22 protein-coding genes are annotated in these 24,694 nt (G+C 39.6%); 14 read left to right on the top strand and 8 right to left on the bottom strand.

The window, feature by feature from the left end; genetic code table 11:
* Positions 1-303: an isoamylase early set domain-containing protein gene (locus AN392_RS04800; protein WP_010388937.1), complete on the bottom strand. Its 303-nt coding sequence runs from the start codon at positions 301-303 to the stop codon at positions 1-3.
* 377 nt (positions 304-680) lie between these two features.
* Here AN392_RS04800 and AN392_RS04795 point away from each other — a divergent pair, with 377 nt between their 5' ends.
* Complete coding sequence (locus AN392_RS04795) at positions 681-1,604, top strand: hypothetical protein (protein WP_010388938.1); 924 nt, start codon at positions 681-683, stop codon at positions 1,602-1,604.
* A gap of 1 nt (position 1,605) precedes the next feature.
* Here AN392_RS04795 and AN392_RS04790 read toward each other — a convergent pair whose 3' ends face one another.
* The 3 genes from AN392_RS04790 to AN392_RS04780 form a co-directional block, all read right to left on the bottom strand.
* Complete coding sequence (locus AN392_RS04790) at positions 1,606-2,631, bottom strand: GGDEF domain-containing protein (protein WP_010388940.1); 1,026 nt, start codon at positions 2,629-2,631, stop codon at positions 1,606-1,608.
* A gap of 143 nt (positions 2,632-2,774) precedes the next feature.
* Positions 2,775-3,152 carry a hypothetical protein gene (locus AN392_RS04785; protein WP_055012001.1) on the bottom strand — a complete coding sequence of 126 codons (378 nt, stop codon included), beginning with the start codon at positions 3,150-3,152 and terminating at the stop codon, positions 2,775-2,777.
* A 256-nt stretch (positions 3,153-3,408) separates the two neighbouring features.
* Positions 3,409-3,837 carry an Lrp/AsnC family transcriptional regulator gene (locus tag AN392_RS04780; RefSeq protein WP_010388942.1) on the bottom strand — a complete coding sequence of 143 codons (429 nt, stop codon included), beginning with the start codon at positions 3,835-3,837 and terminating at the stop codon, positions 3,409-3,411.
* Between the two features lie 188 nt (positions 3,838-4,025).
* Here AN392_RS04780 and AN392_RS04775 point away from each other — a divergent pair, with 188 nt between their 5' ends.
* From AN392_RS04775 to AN392_RS04760, 4 genes are all read left to right on the top strand, one after another.
* Positions 4,026-5,231, top strand: coding sequence for an aspartate aminotransferase family protein (locus AN392_RS04775; RefSeq protein ID WP_055012000.1), 1,206 nt, complete (start codon positions 4,026-4,028; stop codon positions 5,229-5,231).
* Between the two features lie 69 nt (positions 5,232-5,300).
* Positions 5,301-6,335, top strand: coding sequence for an arginine N-succinyltransferase (gene astA, locus AN392_RS04770; protein WP_010388944.1), 1,035 nt, complete (start codon positions 5,301-5,303; stop codon positions 6,333-6,335).
* Positions 6,336-6,343: 8 nt separating this feature from the next.
* Positions 6,344-7,810, top strand: coding sequence for a succinylglutamate-semialdehyde dehydrogenase (gene astD / locus AN392_RS04765; RefSeq protein ID WP_055011999.1), 1,467 nt, complete (start codon positions 6,344-6,346; stop codon positions 7,808-7,810).
* 27 nt (positions 7,811-7,837) lie between these two features.
* Positions 7,838-8,641, top strand: a complete 804-nt coding sequence (locus AN392_RS04760; protein ID WP_055011998.1) for a DUF1338 domain-containing protein — start codon at positions 7,838-7,840, stop codon at positions 8,639-8,641.
* Between the two features lie 71 nt (positions 8,642-8,712).
* On the opposite strand, the gene AN392_RS04755 is transcribed toward AN392_RS04760, so the two are convergent.
* Positions 8,713-9,993, bottom strand: a complete 1,281-nt coding sequence (locus tag AN392_RS04755) for a flavohemoglobin expression-modulating QEGLA motif protein (RefSeq protein WP_055011997.1) — start codon at positions 9,991-9,993, stop codon at positions 8,713-8,715.
* A 145-nt stretch (positions 9,994-10,138) separates the two neighbouring features.
* Here AN392_RS04755 and AN392_RS04750 point away from each other — a divergent pair, with 145 nt between their 5' ends.
* The 7 genes from AN392_RS04750 to AN392_RS04720 all read left to right on the top strand — a co-directional run bounded on the left by AN392_RS04750 (position 10,139) and on the right by AN392_RS04720 (position 16,946).
* A complete protein-coding gene (locus AN392_RS04750; RefSeq protein WP_010388948.1) occupies positions 10,139-10,396 on the top strand; it encodes a DUF3081 domain-containing protein in 258 nt (85 codons plus the stop codon).
* A complete protein-coding gene (locus AN392_RS04745) occupies positions 10,396-10,698 on the top strand; it encodes a hypothetical protein (RefSeq protein WP_054201207.1) in 303 nt (100 codons plus the stop codon). Before AN392_RS04750 ends, AN392_RS04745 begins: the two co-directional genes overlap by 1 nt.
* A gap of 439 nt (positions 10,699-11,137) precedes the next feature.
* Positions 11,138-11,713, top strand: a complete 576-nt coding sequence (betI, locus tag AN392_RS04740) for a transcriptional regulator BetI (protein WP_081374111.1) — start codon at positions 11,138-11,140, stop codon at positions 11,711-11,713.
* A gap of 1 nt (position 11,714) precedes the next feature.
* Positions 11,715-13,178 carry a betaine-aldehyde dehydrogenase gene (betB, locus tag AN392_RS04735; protein WP_055012078.1) on the top strand — a complete coding sequence of 488 codons (1,464 nt, stop codon included), beginning with the start codon at positions 11,715-11,717 and terminating at the stop codon, positions 13,176-13,178.
* Positions 13,179-13,187: 9 nt separating this feature from the next.
* On the top strand, positions 13,188-14,849 hold the full coding sequence (gene betA / locus AN392_RS04730; protein WP_055011996.1) for a choline dehydrogenase: 1,662 nt from the start codon (positions 13,188-13,190) through the stop codon (positions 14,847-14,849).
* A 166-nt stretch (positions 14,850-15,015) separates the two neighbouring features.
* Positions 15,016-16,233, top strand: coding sequence for a BCCT family transporter (locus tag AN392_RS04725; RefSeq protein WP_010388954.1), 1,218 nt, complete (start codon positions 15,016-15,018; stop codon positions 16,231-16,233).
* Between the two features lie 8 nt (positions 16,234-16,241).
* A complete protein-coding gene (locus tag AN392_RS04720) occupies positions 16,242-16,946 on the top strand; it encodes a TorF family putative porin (RefSeq protein WP_055011995.1) in 705 nt (234 codons plus the stop codon).
* Positions 16,947-17,044: 98 nt separating this feature from the next.
* Here AN392_RS04720 and AN392_RS04715 read toward each other — a convergent pair whose 3' ends face one another.
* Entirely contained in the window at positions 17,045-19,291 is a 2,247-nt protein-coding gene (locus tag AN392_RS04715) for a carbohydrate binding family 9 domain-containing protein (RefSeq protein WP_055011994.1), read from the bottom strand.
* Positions 19,292-19,432: 141 nt separating this feature from the next.
* Positions 19,433-19,756 carry a ferredoxin FdxA gene (fdxA, locus tag AN392_RS04710; protein WP_010388957.1) on the bottom strand — a complete coding sequence of 108 codons (324 nt, stop codon included), beginning with the start codon at positions 19,754-19,756 and terminating at the stop codon, positions 19,433-19,435.
* A 188-nt stretch (positions 19,757-19,944) separates the two neighbouring features.
* Here fdxA and AN392_RS04705 point away from each other — a divergent pair, with 188 nt between their 5' ends.
* Both AN392_RS04705 and AN392_RS04700 read left to right on the top strand, forming a co-directional pair.
* A complete protein-coding gene (locus tag AN392_RS04705) occupies positions 19,945-21,552 on the top strand; it encodes an NAD(P)/FAD-dependent oxidoreductase (protein ID WP_055012077.1) in 1,608 nt (535 codons plus the stop codon).
* A gap of 92 nt (positions 21,553-21,644) precedes the next feature.
* Entirely contained in the window at positions 21,645-23,150 is a 1,506-nt protein-coding gene (locus AN392_RS04700) for an amidase family protein (RefSeq protein WP_055011993.1), read from the top strand.
* 28 nt (positions 23,151-23,178) lie between these two features.
* Here the strand turns inward: AN392_RS04700 and AN392_RS04695 are convergent, their stop codons facing one another.
* A complete protein-coding gene (locus AN392_RS04695; RefSeq protein ID WP_028834771.1) occupies positions 23,179-24,480 on the bottom strand; it encodes a DEAD/DEAH box helicase in 1,302 nt (433 codons plus the stop codon).
* Positions 24,481-24,694: the final 214 nt, after the last annotated feature.

Here is a 24,694-nt window from a genome sequence, read left to right as displayed (position 1 = left end):
TTAATTAATGCGTTGTGTATTTACTATACTGTTCTCTGAACCAAAATTATTAGCCCGATAACCATCAGCCTGATGGTCGTTATCCCACTGCTTACCATTAATCAAATAACGAAAGTGAAACTCTTTATCAACAGGCAAACGCTGTTTACACTTAAACACACCCAACTTTTTGTTCAGTTTCATTGGCACTGGCTGCCAATCATTAAACTCCCCAAGTAAACAGACATCATCAGCATCAGGATGAGAAAATTCAAACGTGACTTCTGCTTCGTTTTTTGTCTTAAAAAAGCGTTTATTCAACATAATAGGCTCCAACTAAACCGTAAGGGTTATTCATCTTTGCCACAGGCCAAACAGCTTAAATAGGCGATGTGGAATCCATTCATTCACATAAAAACAAGCTTAAAGTTAAACAAAACTTTATTTACGCATTATTACAGTGCGTTATTTATTTTACCGCACTAGGTTGGTGCAGTTTTTAACCATTTTAAACAGGTTTTTAGGTAAGCTCTTTAACTGAGCAATTTTTAAACCAACTACACCCGATTAAATTTCTTTTACAACAATTCACACATAATCGTTTTTTATTGCCGCATTGAGGTTAAAAAACCTTTAGCTTAACCACATCATCAGCGATAATAATTATCTACCTAGCCAATGCCGATAAATATTTAAAAACTATGATTAAAAAAAGCATTCTTATTACCTCTGTTATTGTTTTTCTCACTACCATTGCTGTTGTTGGTAGTTCAATTTATACACTATATAGTAAAAAGCTTGTCTCTGTAGACCCAAAGTTAAAAGAAATTTCTGGCATTGAGTTTGATAAATATAAACGTCTGTGGGCTATTAATGACAGTGGCGACGAACCTAAGCTATATAGACTCAATGACGATGGCTCTATCGCTAAAGAAATTTTAGTCAGCAACGCAAAAAACATTGATTGGGAGGACATGACACAAAATAACTTTGGTCATTTTTTCTTGGGTGACTTTGGTAATAATAAAAATGAACGTAAGTGGCTAACCATTTATAAAATAGAAAACCCGATTGATATTAAAACAAATACCACTGAAGCCGAGATAATTAAATTTACCTACCCAGAATTAGACGGCAGTCCAATTCAACCTGATCAACGCAATTATGACTTAGAAGCTTTTGTCGCTTTTGGCCGGCACTTATATTTATTTACTAAAAACCGAACTGAACCCTTTGATGGTATTACCAATGTTTACAAAGTAGGCGATCATGCAGCAAATTTTGACGCCCAGCTAATTGACTCATTTAGAACCTGCACCACCATGGAAAAGTTATGCTGGATCACCTCTGCAGCACTCAGCCCAGATAGAAAAAAACTTGCGCTACTAGACTCAACCAGCATTTGGCTGTTTGAAAATTTTAAAGGGGATAAGTTTTTCTCTGGTGATGTGTCTAAAATTGATCTTGGAATTGTGACCCAAAAAGAAGCGATCACGTTTTATGATGATAATACAATTGCCTTTACCGATGAGGAATTTAAAGGCATTGGGGGTAATGTTTATTTTTTAAAGCTCGATCAAGTTACTAAGGTAAAGGTACAGCGAAGCCACGCACAAGCCCAGTAGGTTAAAATAAATCTATTTCTGAATCGTTTTCTTGAACGTTGATTAGCTGTTCAGCGATTAAATCTTCGTATACACAAAACTTATCTCGGCCATTATTTTTAGCGTAATACAGTGCTTTGTCGGCGCTTTCTATTACAGTGATTGGGAAATCATAAGGGCTAATACGTGCTAAACCAGCACTGATCGTCATGTTTTCAACAAAAGGAAACGAAGTATTTCTGACGAGTTGTAAAAATTCTGCCATTTTATTACATATGGAGTCTGCATCAGTGGGCTCAAAAACAATCACAAATTCTTCACCACCAAAGCGAAAAATTAAATCGGTTGAACGAAAAAAGTGACGCATTTTTTGCGCTAATATCAGCAGTACTTCATCACCGCAAATATGACCATACTTGTCGTTTATATTTTTAAAATGATCAATATCTAAAATAGCTAACCAAGATGTAGATGCGTATTTTTGTTGCCTTTTACCCTCATCTCGAGATGAACTGTGGACTTTTAATACTTGTTTTTCAATCAGTTGTTTTATTTTTTTCTCAAAGGTTTGTCTATTTAATAGTCCTGTTAATTTATCTCTTTCGTTTTCATGAAGAATCACTAAATAATTTTCAAAAATACGACAAAAAGCATTTAACATCACCTGGGCTGGACTATCTAGGCTGTTTGAAACCACAGAAATTGCGGCGACTGTTTTCTCTTGGCGGGTAATGGGTAACCAACGGCGTTCGATGCCATCTGTTGATTGCACCGTGATAATGCAAGCAGAACGTAAGCAGGATAAAAGCTCATCCTCGGGGTGTGCAACAATTTGTCGTTGTACCCACTCAAATTGCTTTTCACCAGTCACTTTCAAACAAAGGCTTTGTTCAATGGTAAGTTGACCCTGAACTTCTATGTCTTTATAAACTGAAACTTCTTTACACCCAATAAACTCTTGGATGGTCGATATCAAGCTGTATTCAAGTGAGTCTACGTCTCTGTTTTTTGTTATTTTGATAACTGAGTTTAGTAAATTTTCTTGCATTGTACTCCCTAAAGCAAACTGGGCATTAACAACTCATAAATTCAGCATAGACCACAGGGTATAATATGCTAATTAAAATATTGAAATACCAATGTCACCCAGTCTAATAGGGAGCTTTGGGTGAACTTTGAACAAAATATAACTTAGCTATTCGTCATGCAATTTATAAACTTTTCAGATACGAGCGTTATGGCAACCTTATCAGTGTACATAGCCTGACTATTTTTTGTAATAAAGTCAGCACATTGAGCTTGTGATTGTTTGAATTTTTGCTTACATGAGTTTACTGACTCACCAATAACTTCTTGATAAATACTTTCATCACATAAGCTATTGGCAAACTGACTCGCGCCAGTAATAATCTCATCAATATTGACGGATGAGGATTCTAGTTTGAAAAATATGTCGCTGTAAGTTTCAACCGTTATGTTATCGCTTGAGTCAAATAAAGTGGCCTTTGCACTTAAATATGAGCCACCTATTATTAATAGGGCTGCAGCAGCTAGTGTTGTGTATTTCATAACATTTCCTTGTAATGTTTTTGAGCTGTTTTGCCAAAACGTCCTGTTTCTCACATTGTAATCAACTAGTGTTCTTGCATGTAATAACTATACTTATCAGGTTTGTTTAGTATTGGAGGATTGTGGCAAATGCAGGGGCGAAAAGCCTATTGATTTGGTCAAAAACAATCCTTGTTTCTAATAACGAGGAGATTACAATTAAGTGAGCCTAAATGCAAATAATTAATACTCACTGAATGGTTAGAAATAAATCTAATTAACGCTTAAATTTGGTTTCTAAAATTACCGATGAACGAGTGCGCTCTACCCCATCTAAATTACCTATATCGTCTAATAAGTGGCTTAACTGCTCGAGGTTTTGAGCTTCGACAATGGCAATTAAATCAAACTCACCGCTAATTGCATACAACTGAGATATGGCATCTATTTGTTTTAACTCTACGTTGGTTTTAGTCGTTAGCTTTTGTTTGACCTTTATTGAGACATGTGCAGAAACTAAGCTATTTAAAAAATCATCTCCAAAGTCAACGTTATACCCTTTAATCACCCCACTTTGCTCCAACTTAAGCATGCGACTTTGCACTGTTGAGCGGGATAAATTTAAATGCCTTGCAAGGTCAGAAATACTTGCTCTAGCGTTCGTTTTTAATACTGATAGTAGCTTTTTATCTTGGGGAGTTATCATAATGCTAATAAGGTTCGTTATTTTGACTATTATTCTAATCATTTTTCACAAAATAGCACTGCAAATTTAATCCATAACCTTTGATAATGACATTTTTAATAAGTATGAACGCATTGTATTGCTGAATAAGCCTGAGCTTATCGTTATTTTTCAGCAACGTTTTTTATGTGATTAATTTAGGTGTAAAAATGCAAGTAACCAGAGATTTATTTAACGACGTAATGGTCCCTAATTACAACCCATCTGCAGTTATTCCCGTTCGTGGTGAAGGCTCACGCGTGTGGGATCAAAATAACAACGAATTTATCGATTTTGCCGGTGGTATTGCGGTTAATTGTTTAGGTCATTGTCACCCTGCATTAGTGGGCGCACTAAAAGAGCAAGGCGAAAAAATTTGGCACTTAGCAAATGTAATGACCAATGAGCCAGCACTTCGCTTAGCTAAGAAAATGGTTGATGCTACCTTTGCAGAAAAAGTTTACTTTGCAAACTCAGGAGCTGAAGCAAACGAAGCGGCTTTAAAGTTAGCGCGTCGCTTTGCCTTGGACAAATTTGGTGCTGAAAAGTCTAAGATCATCGCTTTTAATAAAGGCTTTCATGGCCGTACTTTCTTCACTGTAACTGTAGGTGGCCAAGCCGCTTATTCTGATGGTTTTGGGCCAAAGCCTGCTGATATTGTTCATTGTGACTACAATGATATTGCTGCCTTTGAAGCCTTAATTGGCGATGATACTTGTGCAGTAATGATGGAGCCATTACAAGGTGAAGGCGGTATTGTGCCACCAACCAATGAGTTTGCACAAAAAGTACGTGAGCTGTGTACTAAACACAACGCACTGCTTATTTTTGATGAAGTGCAAACGGGTGTTGGCCGTACAGGTCACTTATACGCATACGAAGGCCTAGATGTTATTCCTGACATTTTAACCACGGCTAAAGCATTAGGTGGCGGTTTCCCAATTGGCGCTATGATCACGGCTACTGAAATTGCAGCACATCTAAAAATAGGGACTCATGGTTCTACCTACGGTGGTAACCCATTGGCATGTGCTGTTGCAGAAGCTGCATTTGATACAGTAAATACCCCTGCGGTTTTAAATGGCGTAAAAGAACGTGAGCAAATGTTTCGTGATGGTCTAAATGCCATTAACGAAAAATACCATGTATTTAGTGAAATCCGTGGTAAAGGCTTACTTATTGGTGCTGCATTAAATGAAAAATTTGAAGGCCGTGCTCGCGACTTCTTAGTTGCAAGTGCTAATAACGGTTTAATGAATTTAGTAGCCGGAATGAACGTTATCCGCTTTACACCTTCATTAGTGATCCCATTTGAGGATATTAAGGAAGGCTTAGCTCGCTTTGAAAAAGCAGTAAGCGAAGTTGTAAACGGTTAATCACTAAGTAAAACATATAAAGCCCTGAGATAAATGTTTACCTCAGGGCTTTATTGGAGCAAGTAGTTAATGCAAGTATTACGTCCTATTACTGTCAATGATTTTGCAGCACTTAAAGAGATTGCCATTGAATCAGGCCATGGTTTCACCTCTTTACCTGTCGATGATGGACAACTACAAGAAAAAATAGACCGTGCACAAAACAGCTTTACTAAAAATGTAAATAAGCCTATCGATGAAAGCTATTTATTTGTTTTAGAAGACAGTGACACTGGCAAAGTAATTGGTACTACCGCCATAGAAGCGGCCGTCGGTTTGTCTGTGCCTTTGTATCACTACCATTTAGGTAAAACTGTCCATCATTCACCCACCTTAAACGTTTACAATACCGTTGATATTTTAAGTATGTGTAATGACTACACAGGCTGCTCAGAAATATGTACTTTATTTTTACGTGAAGACAGCAGAAAAGGCTTAACAGGGCGGTTTTTATCACGTTCACGCTTTTTATTTATGGCACAACATAGTGAACGCTTTGCCGACACTGTAATTGCTGAAATGCGTGGCGTGAGTGATGAACAGGGGCACTCTCCATTTTGGCAATGGTTACAAGAACACTTTTTTAGTATTGAATTTCCACAAGCTGATCACTTAGTTGGTTTAGGCGATAAAGTATTTATTAGCGAGCTTATGCCTAAATACCCTATCTATGTAAACTTGCTAAGTAAAAAAGCACAAGCGGTGATTGGTCATGTTCATGATAAAACCAAGCCTGCACTTAAGTTGCTTGAAAAAGAAGGGTTTGAACATCGTGGCTACGTTGATTTATTTGACGCAGGTCCCACGGTAGAGGCAAAGCTCGGTAATATTCGCAGTATTCGTGATTCACAAGTGTGCCCAATTACCATTGGTGAACTTGAACATATTAATGAGCAAAGCTCAGATACCCTTGCTATTTGTAATCAAGGGGTTAGCGACTTTAGAGCCACGTTCACTAAACACGCTCATTATAATCAAGCAAAGCACACCTTAGTTATCAGCCAAGAAGTAGCTGATGCACTTCATTTAAATCAAGGAGATGCAGCGCGATTTTTCCGCCTGTAACACTATTTATGAACACACAACTAATTAATAACCAATGGCACGCAGGCCAAGGCCCTGCTTTTAATTCTGTTAATCCAAGCAATGGCGAAGTTGTTTGGCAAGGTAATGGTGCCAGCCCCGAACAAGTTAGCAGTGCTATTGAAGCGGCAAGAGCCGCGCAAATTCAATGGGCAGATATGCCAATTGAACAACGTATTACCATTTTAGAAAACTTTGTTGCCCAATTAAAAGAACACAGCGAAGAATTTGCTAGCATTATTGCTCGTGAAACAGGTAAACCACTATGGGAAACGCGCACAGAAGTCGGTGCGATGACAGGCAAAGTTGCTATTGCTATCCGTGCTTACAATGAGCGAACTGGCACAACCGAAAACCCAATGCCTGGCGCAAAAGCCTTTATTCGCCACAAACCACATGGTGTAGTGGCTATTTTTGGCCCATATAATTTCCCTGGGCATTTACCAAACGGTCATATAGTCCCTGCTATATTAGCGGGTAATACCGTGGTGTTTAAACCATCAGAACTAACTCCTCACGTAGCACAGTTTACTTTAGAGCTGTGGCTAAAAGCAGGCTTACCTGCTGGGGTTATAAACCTTGTTCAAGGTGAACTGGAAACAGGTAAAGCACTTGCTTCACATCAAGATATCGATGGCTTATTCTTTACTGGTAGCTCAAACACAGGGCATTTATTACATAAACAATTTGCTGGTCATCCCGGTAAGATCTTAGCGCTTGAAATGGGCGGTAACAATCCGCTAGTGATTAAAGATGTTGCTGATGTGAGCGCAGCCGTTCACGATATTATTCAATCGGGCTTTATTACTTCGGGTCAGCGTTGTACTTGTGCACGTCGATTATTTATTGAAAAATCAGCCAATGGCGATGCTATTTTAGAAAAGCTGATCAGCGCAACCAAAAATATCCTTGTAGATGATAGCTTTGCAGCTGAACAACCATTTATGGGTGCCATGATCAGTGAAAAAGCCGCCTTAGGCATGGTTGCAGCGCAAGCTGACCTAGTTAAACAAGGTGCTGAGGTACTCGTTGAGCTTAAACAATTAAAACCAGGCACTGGTTTTGTCAGCCCAGGTATTATTGATGTCACTAAAATCGATGAAATCGCCGATGAAGAACACTTTGGCCCGCTAATTAAAGTATATCGTTACACTGACTTTGATAGCGCTATAGCAGAGGCGAATAACACCAGCTTTGGTTTATCTGCAGGTTTACTTGCAGACAGCGAAGATGATTACAGCCACTTTTTAAAACGTATTCGTGCCGGTATTGTTAACTGGAACCGCCCTATTACAGGCGCATCAAGCGCAGCGCCATTTGGTGGCATAGGTGCCAGTGGTAACCACAGAGCTAGTGCATACTATGCTGCTGATTACTGCGCATACCCAGTGGCCTCAGTAGAGTCAGAAAAAGTTAACTTACCGCAAACCCTCGCGCCGGGCTTAATTATTGAATAACAATTTTAGAAAATTTAAGGATTTACCATGCATACTGATGTAAACACATTATTTGATAACTTATGGCAAAACTACCTAACAGTAACGCCATCAGCTGATAAAATTCATGACTTATTAGGCTCAACGCAAAAAGACGACATTATTAACGACCATATTGCACTGCGTACTTTTAACATAGAAAAAGTAGGCCTTGAAAAACTAGCTGCGCACTTTTTAGCTATTGGTTATAAAGAATGTGGTGAATATCACTTTGAAGCAAAAAAACTCTACGCCAAGCATTATGAGCATAGCGATCCGACACAGCCTAAAGTGTTTATTTCTGAATTATTAGTTGAAAAATGTTCGCCTGAGCTACAAGCAATCGTTACGGATATGGTGGCACAAATTGACGAAAGCGCTGTGACTGCCGATAATTTTTTATATTCAGGCACACATTGGCAAGTAAGCACTGATACTTACAAAAAGTTATTAGCTGAGAGCGAATATGCAGCGTGGATGTCTGCGTGGGGTTACCGTGCAAATCATTTTACTGTGAACATTAATACATTAGCTAAATTTGATAACATCCATGATGTAAACCAAGCTCTTAAAGATGCCGATTTTGCACTTAATACCTCAGGAGGCGAAGTAAAAGGCTCACCAGAAGTGCTATTAGAGCAATCATCAACATTAGCTGATGAATACGCTGTGACCTTTAGCGATGGCGATATGCGCATTCCTAGCTGTTTTTACGAGTTTGCTATTCGTTATCCAAAACCTGATGGTGAAATTTACACTGGATTTGTTGCAGCCTCTGCAGATAAAATTTTCGAGAGCACCAACGCACGTTAACTGTGTTGTGCTAAATTAAAAAAAGCCCATTTTTGGGCTTTTTTGTTTCTGAGAAAAAGCTCACTTATAAATCATAAAAACAACGGCTTGTAGTCGTTTTCTAATTGTTCAAATGACAAATTACCAATAAAACGACCAAAGCTCAGCCACGTAGCAAGTCCTCTTAAATCTTTAAAATGAGGCGGCACAAATTGTGGGTTTTCAATCACACCTAAATCATGTAGTTGCGATATTAACCTAAAGTCATCAATTGATATTTTACCCACCAGCAATAGCGGTAATTGGTCAATTCTGCCAAGCTGTATCGCCACCCGAATTAAGTTATAAACCAATACAAAGCCTTTTATATAAGCAATGTCTTTAGTAAACGGTAAGCCGGTTGCGGTGCTACCTCTAAATACACGCTGTGCAAGGGTGTAGCTGTCGTCTTTTGATAACCCTTGTGCTACATAATCTCGGTATATATCTACAAACTCAGCACCATCAATCACTTTGGTGACCGCTTGAATACGGTTTACTAATTTTGATAAGCGACGTGGTGTTGATTTAAGAGTAATTATTTCGGTCAGTACTGCAAGCCCTTCTTGGGTAACGGTAGAGCTTGGCGTGCCTTTACTCAAACAAGTTAAATAAGGTTGCGCTAAGCCATTTTGAGTGGTGCCTACATGGATCCAGCCCTCGTGCACCTCTAAAATATCTAATTCGCGCTGAGAAAACTTAACATCTTGATTAAGCTTTATATTGTTAGCTCCTGCTGCCGCATCACTGACAATTCCATCACTAAGCATTACTTCCACATTAATCCCTTGCATACTGGCATTAACCTGCTCAGACAAAATACGTACCGCATCACTGGCATCAATATTTTTAGGATCTTCAGGCAAAATGTTCGCATCAAGCAAACTTTTTAATGGCTGCTCAAGCATATTAGCAAGCTCAGATAACGATGGCTCACCAGCATGAAAAAGGTCTTTTGGATGCCCAAAAAGCTCTACCGACAAGTCATGAAATTCGGCAGTACCTCGGTACTCCAGCATATTAAGCACTGTTTTATATTCGCTACACATTTTACCCATATATTGAGTTATTGGGTTTAATTGCCCCAACTGATTAATAATATTTCGGTGCAGTGTTGAAAATGCTTGGCGCAACTCACTAGGCACAAACCCTAAATCGCGCTGTTGGTAGTAAGTACGGTCTATTAAAGGATTTTTTTGGCATTTTTGCCTAAAAAACTCTTCTTTCGTTTGTTTATCCCAATTAATTGCATCGAGAATTCTAATTGGGGTTTGCAGCGCAATGAGTTGGTCGGATAAGTCACGAGTTTTTAAAAGTAACGCCTTGTCTATCATGGTAAAAGCTCAACATAGAGTGAGCTCTGAGCATAATTTATAAATTAAAAATAGCAAAGCAATATCACACATTCTTGACTATTGTTTTTATGATGATCGACCCGCATATCTATAGCGTATGAAAGAGTAAATAAAGGTGCAGACAATGAAAAATGAAATCGACAACAAACAGATTCTAGCGGTTTACGAACGTATCCAGCAACGTGGTGAAACCACAGAAGAAGGTAAGCTTTATCAGGGAGTCACTGCATTTTCTGATATTGACGGCTATACCGTTTACTTACAAGGCAGTGGCGTGTTATTACGCTTTGGATTTCATAATACCTACCATTTAGATTACGAACATGACAAACACAAAGACGATTTTTTGAAGAAACTTTACAACATAGCTAACGAAGAGTAATGCGACCAACAAATAGACGAAATAGACCAACTAGTTCGCGCAATTTGCAGTTTATTCACCAAGTTATTGCGCAATTAAAAGCTGAGCCTGAAAAGCTGCAACTGATAAAAAATAATCTTGCTTATTACCGCGAACAAACACACTTAAAGCGCGGTTTTTTGCTCGCGATTGAACGTTTTGATTGGGTGTTTGAAGCGACTGATAACATCGACGAAATTTGTGAGCAGATCATGGCCGATGACTATATTGGCAATCGTTTAAGACGTTATCCCTTATTATTTAAAGGTGTTGTTGAAAGCTAAACAGCGCCTTATTTTTCCCCTACTTCGCGTTAACATTTGTTTAATTTACCTCCCATATTTCTCTTTGAAACCTGATTTTGATTGCAACAACATATCTATTCCCTTTACCTTTATATAAATGCCCTGCTGGTAAAAAATACAATTAGTACTCTAATAGTTATCGCACTAACAAATAAATCACTAAAAGTTTCACTCACCTCGTAAAGAATTGATTACACTATAAAGAACAACACCAATAAAACACACAAGCCATTGTTATTTAGAGACTTTAAACAAGGTCTTGAGTTGTTAATTTTGCATCATTTCATACTCATTTTGTTAATTATTTATCCATACTTTACTCTCTTGCCATTTACACAAGCCTTGAATTGTTAGAGCTATTACCTTAAGCTTATCTTTATTGAACGATCAATTAATAAAAATTATGCCTAAAGTTGGAATGGAACCTGTAAGGCGTCAGCAGCTAATTGACGCGACTATAGAGTCAGTTGCTCAAAAAGGATTACAGGCGACTACGATCAATAGTATTAGTAAAAATGCTGGAATGTCATCAGGCATAATTAGCCATTACTTTGGTGGGAAACAGGGGCTAATTGAAGCAACTGTGCGTTACTTACTCTCGAACTTGAAAGACGACTTAATTAGTAAGGTTAATGAAAATACCACAGCAACTCAAAGGTTAATGTTTATTGTTGAATCAAACTTTGCGCTAGTACAACAACGAAAAGACACCACGCGGACGTGGTTAAGTTTTTGGGCGCAATCAATGCACGATAAGGAACTTCATCGTTTACAAAATGTAAACAGTAAACGCTTGCAAAGCAATTTAACCGTTTCATTTAAGCAATTAATGCCTTTAGCGCAAGCAACCCTCGCGGCTGAATTAACCGCAGCAATGATTGATGGCTTATGGCTTCGTGCCGTATTAAGCCAATCAGACGAAAATCAGTTTAAACACAGTGAATCACTAGCTAAAAACTACGTGCATTCACTTATCAAGCAATATGGAGCCTAACGTGACTACACCTATCTATCAAAACTTTATCAACGGCCAATTCCTTGCAAATAAAAGCGGCGAAACATTTGATGTAGTAAATCCTGCAACCGGCCAGGTAATTTATGCCGTTGAAGTCGCTGACCAGCATGTTCAAAACGCAGCGATAGAAAGTGCAAAACAAGGCTTTAAAGTGTGGTCAGCGATGACCCCTATTGAGCGCAGCCGTATTTTACTAAACGCCGTTGCTATTTTACGCGAGCGCAATGATGAGCTTGCACTGGTTGAAGTGCTCGATACTGGTAAACCAATGCAAGAAGCTAACTGCGTAGATGTTGAAACAGGCGCAGATGTAATTGAATATTTTGCAGGTCTTGCCCCTGCACAAGTTGGTCAACAGCAAATGGTTGGCGATGACTTTTACTACACACGCAAAGAGCCTTTAGGTATTTGTGCCGGTATTGGTGCATGGAACTACCCATTACAAATTGCATGTTGGAAATCAGGCCCAGCCCTCGCAGCGGGTAATGCATTTATTTTTAAGCCGTCTGAAGAAACGCCGCTTGGTGCAATTAAATTAGCCGAGGTGTTTATTGAAGCAGGCGTCCCTGCTGGCGTATTTAATGTCGTTCAAGGCGCCGGTGAAGTAGGCCAATGGCTTACTGCACATCAAGATATTGAAAAAGTATCATTTACTGGTGAAGTAGGTACCGGTAAAAAAGTAGTCGCCAGTGCTGCAGGCACATTAAAAGATGTGACTATGGAACTAGGTGGTAAATCGCCATTATTAGTATTTGATGACGCCAACATTGAGCAAGCAGTAAGTGCTGCCATGCTAGGTAACTTTTATACCCAAGGTGAAATTTGTACGAACTGCACTCGTATTTATGTTCACAAGAATGTGTATCAACAATTTATTGATGAACTTAAAACACGTACCGAAAACAATATTATTGCCGGTGACCCGCAAGATTTAAATACTAACTTTGGCGCGCTTATTTCTAAGAAGCATCAAGATTTAGTGATGAGTTACATCGACAAAGGCCTTAAAGAAGGTGCAACATTATTAACGGGTGGTTCAACGCTTTCTCCAGCATCAGCGCCAAATGGCTATTTTGTAGCGCCGACAGTGTTTGTTGATTGCAACGATGAAATGACCATAGTTAAAGAAGAAATTTTTGGCCCAGTAATGAGCGTTTTAGTATTTGATGATGAAGATGATGTAATTGCACGTGCTAACGGCACTCACTTAGGTTTAGCTGCAGGCGTTTTCACTAGCGATATTAAACGCGCTCATCGCGTAATTCATCAACTTCAAGCCGGTATTTGTTGGATTAATGCTTACGGTAACTCGCCAGCAGAAATGCCAGTGGGTGGCTATAAGCAATCGGGTATTGGTCGTGAAAATGGTATAGAAACTCTTGATCATTACACACAAACTAAATCTATTTATGTTGGCATGGCCGACATAGAAAGCCCGTTTTAAGGAATCATCATGAACTTTGATTATATTATTGTAGGCGCGGGCTCAGCTGGCTGTGTGTTAGCAAATCGCTTGTCTGAAGATTCAAGTAACAAGGTATTGTTACTTGAAACCGGCGGCAGCGATAAAAGCATCTTTATAAAAATGCCTACCGCATTGTCTATTCCAATGAATACCGATAAGTTTGCGTGGCAATTTCATACGCAACCAGAGCCACACTTAGATAACCGTGAAATGCATTGCCCTCGCGGTAAAGTCCTTGGCGGCTCATCTTCGATTAATGGCATGGTGTATGTACGTGGCCATGCTAAAGATTTTGACGAATGGCAACAACACGGCGCTAACGGCTGGGATTACCAAGCGTGTTTACCGTATTTTAAAAAAGCAGAAAGCTTTTACCTAGGTGAAAATGCTCATCGTGGTGGTAAAGGACCGCTAGGTGTTAATAACGGCAATAACATGGAAAACCCGTTATACACTGCATTTATTGAAGCGGGTGCAGAGGCTGGTTACTCAACCACAAATGACTACAATAGTGCTCAACAAGAAGGCTTTGGCCCTATGCACATGACCGTTAAAAACGGTGTGCGTAGCTCTGCTTCTCGCGAGTACTTAGACCCAATTAAGCATCGTAGCAACTTAACAATCGTTACCGGTGCACTTGCTCAGCGCGTTATTTTAGACGGTAAAAAAGCAACCGGTGTTGAATACAAACTCAATGGCGCAGTTAAAACAGCGCAAGCAAGTAAAGAGATTATTTTAAGTGCGGGCTCTATTGGTTCACCTCACCTGTTACAATTGTCAGGTATTGGTGATACGCAAGCACTTGAAAATGCAGGTGTTGAAGTAAAGCATCACTTACCAGGTGTAGGTCAAAACTTGCAAGATCATCTCGAGTTTTACTTTCAATATAAATGTAATCAACCGATCACCTTAAACGGTAAATTAGGTTTGTTTTCTAAAGGCTTGATTGGTGCAAAATGGCTGCTTACCCGTAAAGGTTTAGGTTCAACTAATCACTTTGAATCATGTGCGTTTATTCGCTCAAAGCCCGGTGTTGAATGGCCAGATATTCAGTATCACTTTTTACCGGCAGCGATGCGTTACGATGGACGCAGTGCTTTTGCAGGGCATGGTTTTCAAGTGCATGTAGGTCATAACAAGCCTAAGAGCCGAGGCAGTGTCACTATTGCATCAGCTGATCCAACACAGCCACCTAAAATTGTATTTAACTACCTAGAGCATCAAGATGATATTGAAGGCTTTAGAGCGTGCGTACGATTGACGCGTGAAATCATTGAACAACCTGCCTTTGACGACTTCCGTGGTGAAGAAATTCAACCAGGGCAACAAGTTCAAACTGATGAGCAAATTGATGCCTTTGTGCGCCAAGCAGTAGAAAGTGCTTACCACCCTTCTTGCTCTTGTAAAATGGGTGAAGACGCCATGGCGGTGGTTAACTCAAACACTCAAGTGCATGGCATGCAAAGCTTGCGTGTGGTTGACTCGTCAATTTTTCCAACCATACCTAACGGTAATTTAAATGCGCCTACCATTATGGTTGCCGAAAAAGCCGCTGATATTATTTTAGGAAATAAGCCCTTAGCTCATACAGGAGTTGATGTTGTGAATGCCACTAATTGGCAAACTACACAACGAAATAAAACCCTTTAATTTAGCCTGCCATAAAGGCCACTCTTTTAAGCAAAATGCTTTAAGGAGTGCCTTTATGCGCCTTGCAGTGGCTCACAAGCATAAATAGGTTATGTCTGTGTTAATGCAAGCACAATAAAAAACGGAGTATATATGTGTTACTTTTATTCATTCTGGGAGGGCGATAATGACTATTTGGCTTAATGCTGGCATTATTTTCACCTTACTTGCGATTGTTGCTATTTTAATTAAATGGGGCAATGTACGCGTAGTAGGCGTCACACCAGTGAGAACATTCACCTTTATAGCAATCCTGTTTACCTCGGGCCTAGACGTTGGCCTCATTATGTTTCCTTTAACCGAATTTGCCGGTTATGCAGACATAAAAGCAAGCCCAGAATATGCATTTGCCAACCCTCTCTCTATTGAGTTTGGTTATTGGGGATTTTTAATTTGGGGATTTTATTTTCTTACGTGCTTTTATTTCTGTGTAATAGAACCCAAAGTAAAATTTTTTGAAATTCCATGGGTTAAATTTTTAAACAACGTGGTCATCATTGGTACTTGTGCGTTTACCGCTTACTTACTATTGAGCAACCTACCGTGGTATTTACCTGAACTCGGAGACGGCTCAAATGTTATTCCTGAGTTTTACTTAATCGTGCTTGCCGCTATTTGTTTTGCGGTGTATTCAAGCACCGATATTAAATATGTTCGCTTTTTAAGCATTGCTACTACTTGGTTGTTTATCGCGTTAATTGGTTTTATGTGGGCTGATGCCTTCTTATTTGGCGATAGCGAACTCTCTGCATTTACTAAAAATATTGGATTAATTGGTAATTACTTTGCCAACATCAATGAGTTTGTATTACCACTGAATGATTACCATGAGTTTTACCTATTTTGGTGGTTTGCGTGGAGCATCATGATTGGCCAGTTTACATCACGTTTTGTGGGTGGTTTAAAAACATACCAAGTACTCGGTGCTATGTTAATTTTCCCGTCAATACCAATCGCTATCTGGTTCAGTGTGTTATATCACTACCACGAAGCGGGCATTCCAACTGCAGGCATTAAAAACTTTGCCATGGTGTTTGTAGGTATTGTGTTTGTTATTAACTCGCTTGATTCACTGATCCGTCTATACACAGATAATTTAAACTTAACTGTAAAACGCTTTGGTAAATTTAAGTATATTGCCATGAATGTCGTCGCTTTATCATTATTAACACTGTTATTTAAACTTGAGTTTTTGCAAATTCAATGGGTTGGTGCTTTAGTTATAGGGTTATTCTTTATTTGTATTGGTTTTATTGCCTACAGCAAACTTAAAACAGTCAGCAATATCGAAGGATCGCCTAAAGCGAATAAAATTGATTACACAAAAATAGAAACTATCAGCTAGGAAATCACATGAACAATAAATTAAAACAACTTTTTATCGCTTTACCATTAACTGTTTTATCAACAACAGCAGCAGCTAACTGGTCAACAACAATTACTGCTGCATCTGATTACACCTTTAATGGTGTTACTCAAACAGATAACGATCCAGCGCTACAAGCAAGTCTTTACTATGCGTACGATAACGGTGTTTATGCCGGTGTATGGGCATCAAACGTAGATTTTGGTGATGATACCGACTTCGAACTAGATGCATATGTAGGCCGATACATTCAGTTAAACCAACAAGTAAGCCTTGATTACGGTATTGCTTATTACACTTACCAAGGTAATAACAGCGATGGTAACTACGCAGAAGCGTATACTAAATTTGGTTACGCCAGTGACTACGGTCAAACAGAGCTTAACTTTTGGTACAGCTGGGATTACTTTGGCTACGATACTGGCCATGTGATTTCGATGATTGCGCACACTTTCGAGCTTGCACCAAATCATGCAATTCGTGCCAGCTTTGATATTTCAAACTCACTCGATGGCAACAAATTTCAGTGGGATGAAGCTAAGGGCGACAAATCGTATCATCATTACCGCTTAGCTTACCAAACAAGCTATGAAGGGTTTGGTATTGAAGTAGCTGCTGAGAATACCAGCTTGGACTACGATTACGCAGATGAGCGAATTGTACTCGCTATTTCACGTACTTTTGACTTGTAATAACTAGGTTTACCATTTAGTAAACACAAAAAAACACGCTACTGGTTAGCGTGTTTTTTATTGCCTAGCAAAATCTTGCTTTTATAGTATTTATAGCGTTATAACTGCCACGCATAACTGACTTTAGTAAAGAAAGTACGTTGGTCACGCTCAATGCTTTTTAACGAGTCATCCTGATAGCCTTTATCTGAATAACCTAAATAAAATAGCGTTTGTGCGTTAATTTTGTATGAGTAAACCAGCTGACTACCATAATCTTTGTTGATTTCGCTAACCTGATAAAAATAAGCATCTTCATTTCTGTCTATGTCTTCAAACTGTAAAATCAACTTAAGCATAGCGCGCATACTAAACTTATAATAAAGCCTAAAATCAACAAGGTTTGCGGTAAATACGCGTCGCCCTTGGTAATCATCTAAATGACTATAATTATGTCTAACATCTAACTGCCAGTGATTATTAATATCCCAAACAGCCTGTGATTGTGTAGTTAAAACATCACCTAGCTGCTCATTAGTGTAATCTATACGGCTTGCGTATTCGGCGTATAACGATAGTCTTAAGTCTTTAGTAGGTCTAAAAGCCGTATATAAATAACCAATATTTTGGTTATAAAAATTGCCATTATAGTTTTCATAGCGATTTAATAAACCAAGCTCAAATACAGACTGCTTTTGACCTTGAAAGGTCATGTAACCTTCATATTCTTCTTCAAGCAAGTCGCCATTTTGAGCCCACGTTTTATCCCAATCGGCGGTGTATGACCAAGTTGTTAGCATATCATGTTCATCACCATACCAAGTTTGACCGCCGCCAAAGCCTACTTTTTCGTAGTCTACTTTTTCTTGATAACCTAAATCGGTGCGGTAATCCTCACCTATATTGTCATAGGTAGCGTAAAGCTTATAATCGCGCTTATCGCGGGTCAGCTTTAATGCATAAGCCCGATCAGACTGAGACTCTGCTAAATTGTAGTTATCAACTAAAAACTGCGAGTTGTTGGTATCAGCATGGGCTATTTGGTAATTAAGCGTATCTGACTGATTAAACCAATAGCTGCCATCAACCGATAACACCGTATTATGGTAATCACTACTTTCTCTATGTGTTGAAGTAACACCAATAGTGCCTTGTTGGCCAATATCATATTGGTATCGAGCCACCGCCGCCTTAGTTTTATCATTTAGGCTGGCAAAGCCTGAGCCTTGGTTGCTGGGCAGTAAAACATTACTGTTGTCGTCATCAGCAAACATTAGCGCATAACTGTGGCTATCGGTTTTACCGGTGAGCTTTGCACCAATATTAGGCTCAGCTATGGTACGGGTATAAAGCAGTTCAAATAAATTACTTTTGAAATATGATGCGCCATCTAAGAAGAATGGACGTTTTTCAGCGTAATAAATAGAATATGTGGTATTTACATCCAGTTCTAACGAATCGGTTTCTACCTGAGAGAAATCAGGGTTTATGGTGGCATTAATAACTGCATCTTTAGTGACGCCCCAACGCAGATCAAGCCCTACTTCTGTATTTACATCGCCGTTATCCCAGGCACCAGGTACCTGTGTTTTTTGATCGTTTCTTAATGCAGTTAAGGTTGGCGTTAATTGCAGATTTTTACTCGGTGCTAAATTATTAAATCCAGTTATTTTGTCAAACTGACACAAACTACATTTAATATCACGGTCAAAGCCTGTACTTGATAATTGATACAACACATCACGCTGATAGTTGCGCATCATCGAAAAGCCCCAAGTAGAGTCGGCTTGGTTTTGTGCAAAGCGCAGAGCTTTAAACGGAATACGCATTTCAACCACGTAACCATGCTCGTTTATGGTACCGGCACTATCCCAAATAGCATCCCACGATAAATCAGATACCCACTCGTCGGTATCCGTCATACGAATGTCGCCTTGGGCACCCAGTGGGTTTACATAAAACTCATAGCCAGTTCGCTCATCGTTAAAGGTATCAATTACCAAACCGACGTTGTCATCTTGCCAAAGCGTGTCTCTATCACGAAGCGCCGCACGAATTTTACTCGGATCGGTGTCATAAGCAACAAAAGCTACATACAAATTATGACCATCGTCATAAATATACGCATCGGTTTTTACCGGTGGTGTGCCCTTTTCATTCGGCTCATCTTGATAATTTACCGCAACACGGGTTGCTTCTTGCCAATGCGGCTCGTTAAGCACGCCATCTACATCAATGTTTTTATTAATGTGTGCAAGTTGATAATTAAGCTTATCGGCAAGTGCATAAGGGCTGAGAGTTAAAACAAGGCTGAAGCTGATCAACAACAGCAATTTTATTATTTTTGTAGGTATAAAGTACTGCATAAACATCCATTTAGGTTTATTTACTTGTTGAAAGTAAACTTTGGTCTGGAGTGTAAATTATACAGGTACGTTTGTTAACACTTGCGCGTTAAAATTTGCAATAAAATTAACAAAAAGCTAATAATAAGTTTTAGGAAGTAGTTATGTGTCGAGAAGTTTTAATTTATTAGCCACACCATTCCAGCTATCGGCATCTTCTGGTGCAGGTTTAACTTGCGTTATACGTGGCCATATTTCTGCCAGTTCTGCATTAAGCTGGGTGAATTCTTTTTGCGATTCAGGTAGTTCATCTTCTTGATAAATGGCATCAGCTGCACACTCAGGTACACATAAACCACAGTCAATACAGTCTATTGGGCTAATAGCCAAAAAATTAGGGCCTTCAAAAAATGCATCTGCAGGGCACACCGATACGCAATCAGTGTACTTACATTTTATACAGTTTTCGGTGACTACAAACGCCATAGTGGTTTAATACCTAATATTTAATTTTACCAGCTGCGGATCATACCCAACCCTTACCAAAACACAATAAATATGTGCCAAAAGCGAACAATTTAACGTAATATATGGCGCTTATAAATTAGCGCTTTGTGCACTCCCCTTATTGTGAGCGGTATTTACTTTCCGCTATGACACCAAAAGAGATATTAATGATACGTTTAACCGAAATAAAGCTGCCGCTTGACCATGACGAAAATGCTATTGGCCAAGCCATCATCAATAAATTAAATATAAGTCCAGAGCAGCTACACAGCTACAATGTGTTTAAACGCGGTTACGATGCACGTAAAAAAAGCGCCATTTTACTGATTTACACGCTTGATGTTGAGGTAGATAACGAAGCACACCTGTTAGCCTCGTTTGAAAAAGATCAACACGTTAAAGTCTCCCCTGACACCAACTACAAATTTGTAGCACACGCTAATAGCAGCATTAAAGAGCGTCCTGTAGTAATTGGCTTTGGCCCATGTGGTTTATTTGCCGGTTTAGTGCTGGCACAAATGGGCTTTAACCCAATCATTTTAGAGCGCGGTAAAGAGGTACGTGAACGCACCAAAGACACCTTTGGCTTTTGGCGTAAAAAGGCCCTCAATACCGAATCAAACGTTCAGTTTGGTGAAGGGGGTGCAGGCACGTTCTCAGACGGTAAGCTCTACAGCCAAGTAAAAGATCCTAAACATTATGGCCGTAAAGTGATCACTGAATTTGTAGAGGCTGGTGCTCCTGAAGAAATTTTATACGTTAGTAAGCCGCACATTGGTACTTTTAAACTAGTAACCATGATTGAAAAAATGCGCGCCCGAATTATAGAACTTGGTGGTGAGATTCGTTTTAGCACCCGCGTTGACGATATCCATTTAGACAACGGCCAAGTTACAGGGCTGACACTTTCTAATGGTGAAAAGCTTGAAACTCGCCATGTGGTTTTAGCGGTTGGTCACAGTGCCCGTGATACGTTTAAAATGATCCACGATAAAGGCATTTATGTTGAAGCAAAACCCTTTTCAGTAGGCTTTAGAATAGAACATAAACAATCAATGATTGATGAGTGCCGCTTTGGCGATAACGCGGGTAACCCTATTTTGGGCTCTGCCGATTACAAATTGGTACACCATTGTAATAATGGCCGAACCGTATACAGTTTTTGTATGTGCCCTGGCGGCACTGTAGTTGCCGCTACCTCTGAAGAAGGCCGTGTGGTTACTAACGGTATGAGTCAATATTCTCGTAGTGAGCGAAATGCGAACAGTGCTATTGTTGTGGGTATTTCGCCAGAAAAAGATTTTCCAGGCCATCCTCTAGCTGGTATCGATTTACAGCGTAAGCTAGAAGAGCAAGCCTATGAGCTGGGTGGTAAAAATTATGATGCCCCAGCACAGCTGATTGGTGACTTTTTAAAAGGTAAATCGTCTGCTAATTTAGGGGATGTACAGCCTTCGTATACGCCAGGTATAAAACTGACTGATTTAAGCAAAGTACTGCCAGCTTTTGCCATTGAAGCGCTACGTGAAGCAATTCCTGCCTTTAACAAACAAATTCGTGGCTTTTCAACCAATGATGGCTTACTCACGGGTGTAGAAACACGTACGTCTTCACCTATCAGCATCAAGCGCGATAAAACTTTCCAAAGCATTAATACCAAAGGGCTTTACCCTGCAGGTGAAGGCGCAGGTTATGCAGGCGGTATTTTATCAGCGGGTATTGATGGCATTAAAGCCGCTGAGGCGGTTGCGTTATCGATGTTAGAAAACGCTTAACTCTATTAGATTATACTTTATCGAAAAACCTCACAACGTGAGGTTTTTTTGTGCTAAAAATAACCTATGTTTTCACAAAATAGATAATAACAATGATTATAAAACGGCTACTTTTAACATTATTTGTTTGTACAATACCTAATTTATACGCAGCGGATAATAATACAGAGCTTAAAACCATTAGTGACATTCACAATGCCTATAAAAATAATACCACCACGGCTGAGCAGCTTACCCGCACTTATATCGACAGAATAAACGAGCTCAATCCTAAATATAATGCGGTAATTAGTATTGAGCCCACTGCAATTGAACAAGCCAAACAACTCGATGCGCTGTTTAAAGCCGGAAAATGGGCAGGCCCTTTACATGGTATTGCGGTATTACTAAAAGATAACATTGAAACAACAGGTACATTACCCACCACAGCGGGTTCATTAGCACTTAAAAATAACGTTACTAATAAAGATGCCTTTGTGGTTAAACAATTACGCCAAGCAGGCGCTATTATTTTAGGCAAAGCGAACTTAAGTGAATGGGCTAATTTTCGCTCATCGTATTCGTCATCTGGCTGGAGTGCCATTGGCGGACAAACCCATAACGCCCATGATGTAACTCGTAATCCGTGTGGTTCAAGCTCAGGCTCTGCTGTGGCGGTTGCTTTAAATTTTGCGCCTATAGCGCTGGGCACAGAAACTGATGGTTCGATTACCTGCCCTGCTTCGGTTAATGGGGTGTACGCCATTAAACCCAGTATGGGGCAAGTTTCACGCGCAGGCGTGATCCCTCTTTCTAGTAGCCAAGATTCGGTAGGTCCAATGGCGCATTCTTTAAAAGATGCACTCGCGGTATTATCAGTCATTCAAGGTGAAGACTCAGACGATGTATCGACACTCAACGTAAATAGAACACTTGATGGCATAGCGCCTAAGCCATCACTGAGGATAGGCGCGTTACCTGCCAGTAAGTTTACTGTGGCAACACAAAAGCTTTACGCTAAGCAGTTACAAACATTAAAAGACGCAGGTCATACCGTTGTCAATGTTACAGTAAAAGATGACTTAAGCACGCTTTACATTGATGAGTACGCCATCCTACTTTACGACTTTAAAGCCGAAATTAACCACTACTTAAGCAAAACACCAACGCAGGTAACCGTAAAAAGTTTAGATGAGTTAATCGCATTTAATACCGCAAATAAACAGCAGGAAATGCCCTACTTTGAGCAAGATATTTTACAACAAGCTAACGCGGTTGATTTGAGTGAAAAACAACAATACAAAAGCACCAAAGCGCGATATCGCGCACTTGCAAAGCGCGCTATTAGCAATTTATACCGCAATAATAAGCTAGATATTGTAATTGCGCCCACCGTTTCACCGGCTTGGAAAACCGATTTTATTAACGGCGATAACTTTAAAGGCAGTAGCAGTTCATTACCTGCCATTGCAGGGACGACCCATATTACTTTACCGGTTGGCAAAGTAAGCCACTTACCGGTTGGTTTGTCGGTTATTGCTAATCAAAACGATGAAGCGGCTGCTTATGCGTACGCTGCTATTATCGATAATGTATTAGGCACAAAAAAACCTGAGTAAACTCAGGTTTTTTAATGGCTTAGCTGTCTTACTTTTTAAGTGACAGCTTTTCGCCTTTTAAGCTTTTACGTACATTAGAAATTCGCGAGCGGTTTTTCGCTCTCGCTTCACCGGTAGCCTGGCCTGATGGCTTATTAGCACGGGTGCGGCGTAAATGCGCTGGCTTTTTACCAATTTTATCAATCAGTACTTCACGATTACTTACTTCGTAACCTTCTAAGTAAACACGTTTAATTTTTTGGCCAATTAAGGTTTCAATTTCAAACAACATGTTTTCTTCTTCGCGACTCACAAACGAAATTGCTTGTCCTTGGTTACCAGCACGACCAGTACGGCCAATACGGTGAACATAATCTTCAGCAAGCCAAGGTAAATCAATATTAATAACACGCGGTAAACCGTCAATATCAATACCACGGGCCGCTACTTCTGTTGCAACTAGCACGCGTACTTTGCCTTCTTTAAATTCACGCAACGCACGACGACGATTACCTTGCGATTTATCGCCATGACATACTGCCGCTGGGATACCGTCTAGGTTAAGTTCAGTTACTAACTCATCTGCGGTTTCTTTCATGTTTACAAACACTAGCACTTGCTGCCAGTTTTTCTTACCAATCAGCTCAGAAAGCAACTCTTGCTTACGGCGCTCTTCTACTGGGTAAACCACGTGCTGTACTGTGCTTGCGGTGCTGTTAGTTTGATCAACACGAACAATTTCAGGCTGCTTTAACACTTTAGAGGCGAACTGTTTAATTGCTGCTGGGAAGGTAGCTGAAAACAATAAAATTTGACGCTCATCTGCACAGCTTTTTATTACGCTTTGCATATCATTAATAAAGCCCATATCAAGCATACGGTCAGCTTCATCAAGTACTAAATGTTTTACTTGAGCAAGGCTTAAGTTACCTAAACGAATATGATCAAGTAGACGTCCTGGTGTTGCTACTACAACATCAACACCTTCTTTGAGTGCAATTTCTTGTCCTGCGGTATTAACACCACCAAATAAGCTCACTACTTTTAACTGAGTGTACTTAGCAAAGTCTTTAAAGTTATTCGCTATTTGCTCTGCAAGCTCACGCGTAGGCGCAAGGACTAAGGCGCTTGGCGCATTCGTAGTGCTGCAATCTGACTCAAATAACTTTTGAATAATAGGGAGTGCAAAGGCAGCGGTTTTACCTGTGCCAGTTTGTGCACTTGCTAAAACGTCTTTACCTTTACGAACAGCCGGAATAGCTGAGCGCTGAATGGGCGTAAGGGTGTGGTAATTAAGTTCGTCTAACGCCTGAATAAGTTCAGGGGCAAAACTAAAAGATTTAAAATTCATTGCTGTATAACCTGCGGCCACATTATCAAGGGTCGCAAATTATACAGTAAAATCGCTTAAACAGTTAGTTTTAAACACCAGAAACCGCTAATTTATAAAATGCAGGATAATTAGCGATTATCAGCTGTTGTTTAAGTTAGCTAAATGGTATTAACTCGCAAGATTTATTCCCGTTAATTCGCGATTTTATTGCACTTTTATAAATTTTACACCG

The organism is Pseudoalteromonas sp. P1-16-1b, from assembly GCF_001401785.1.
Classification (GTDB): Bacteria; Pseudomonadota; Gammaproteobacteria; order Enterobacterales; family Alteromonadaceae; genus Pseudoalteromonas; species Pseudoalteromonas undina.
The sequence above is the reverse complement of the archived record's forward strand: the minus strand, read 5'-3'. Positions and strand labels throughout refer to the sequence as shown.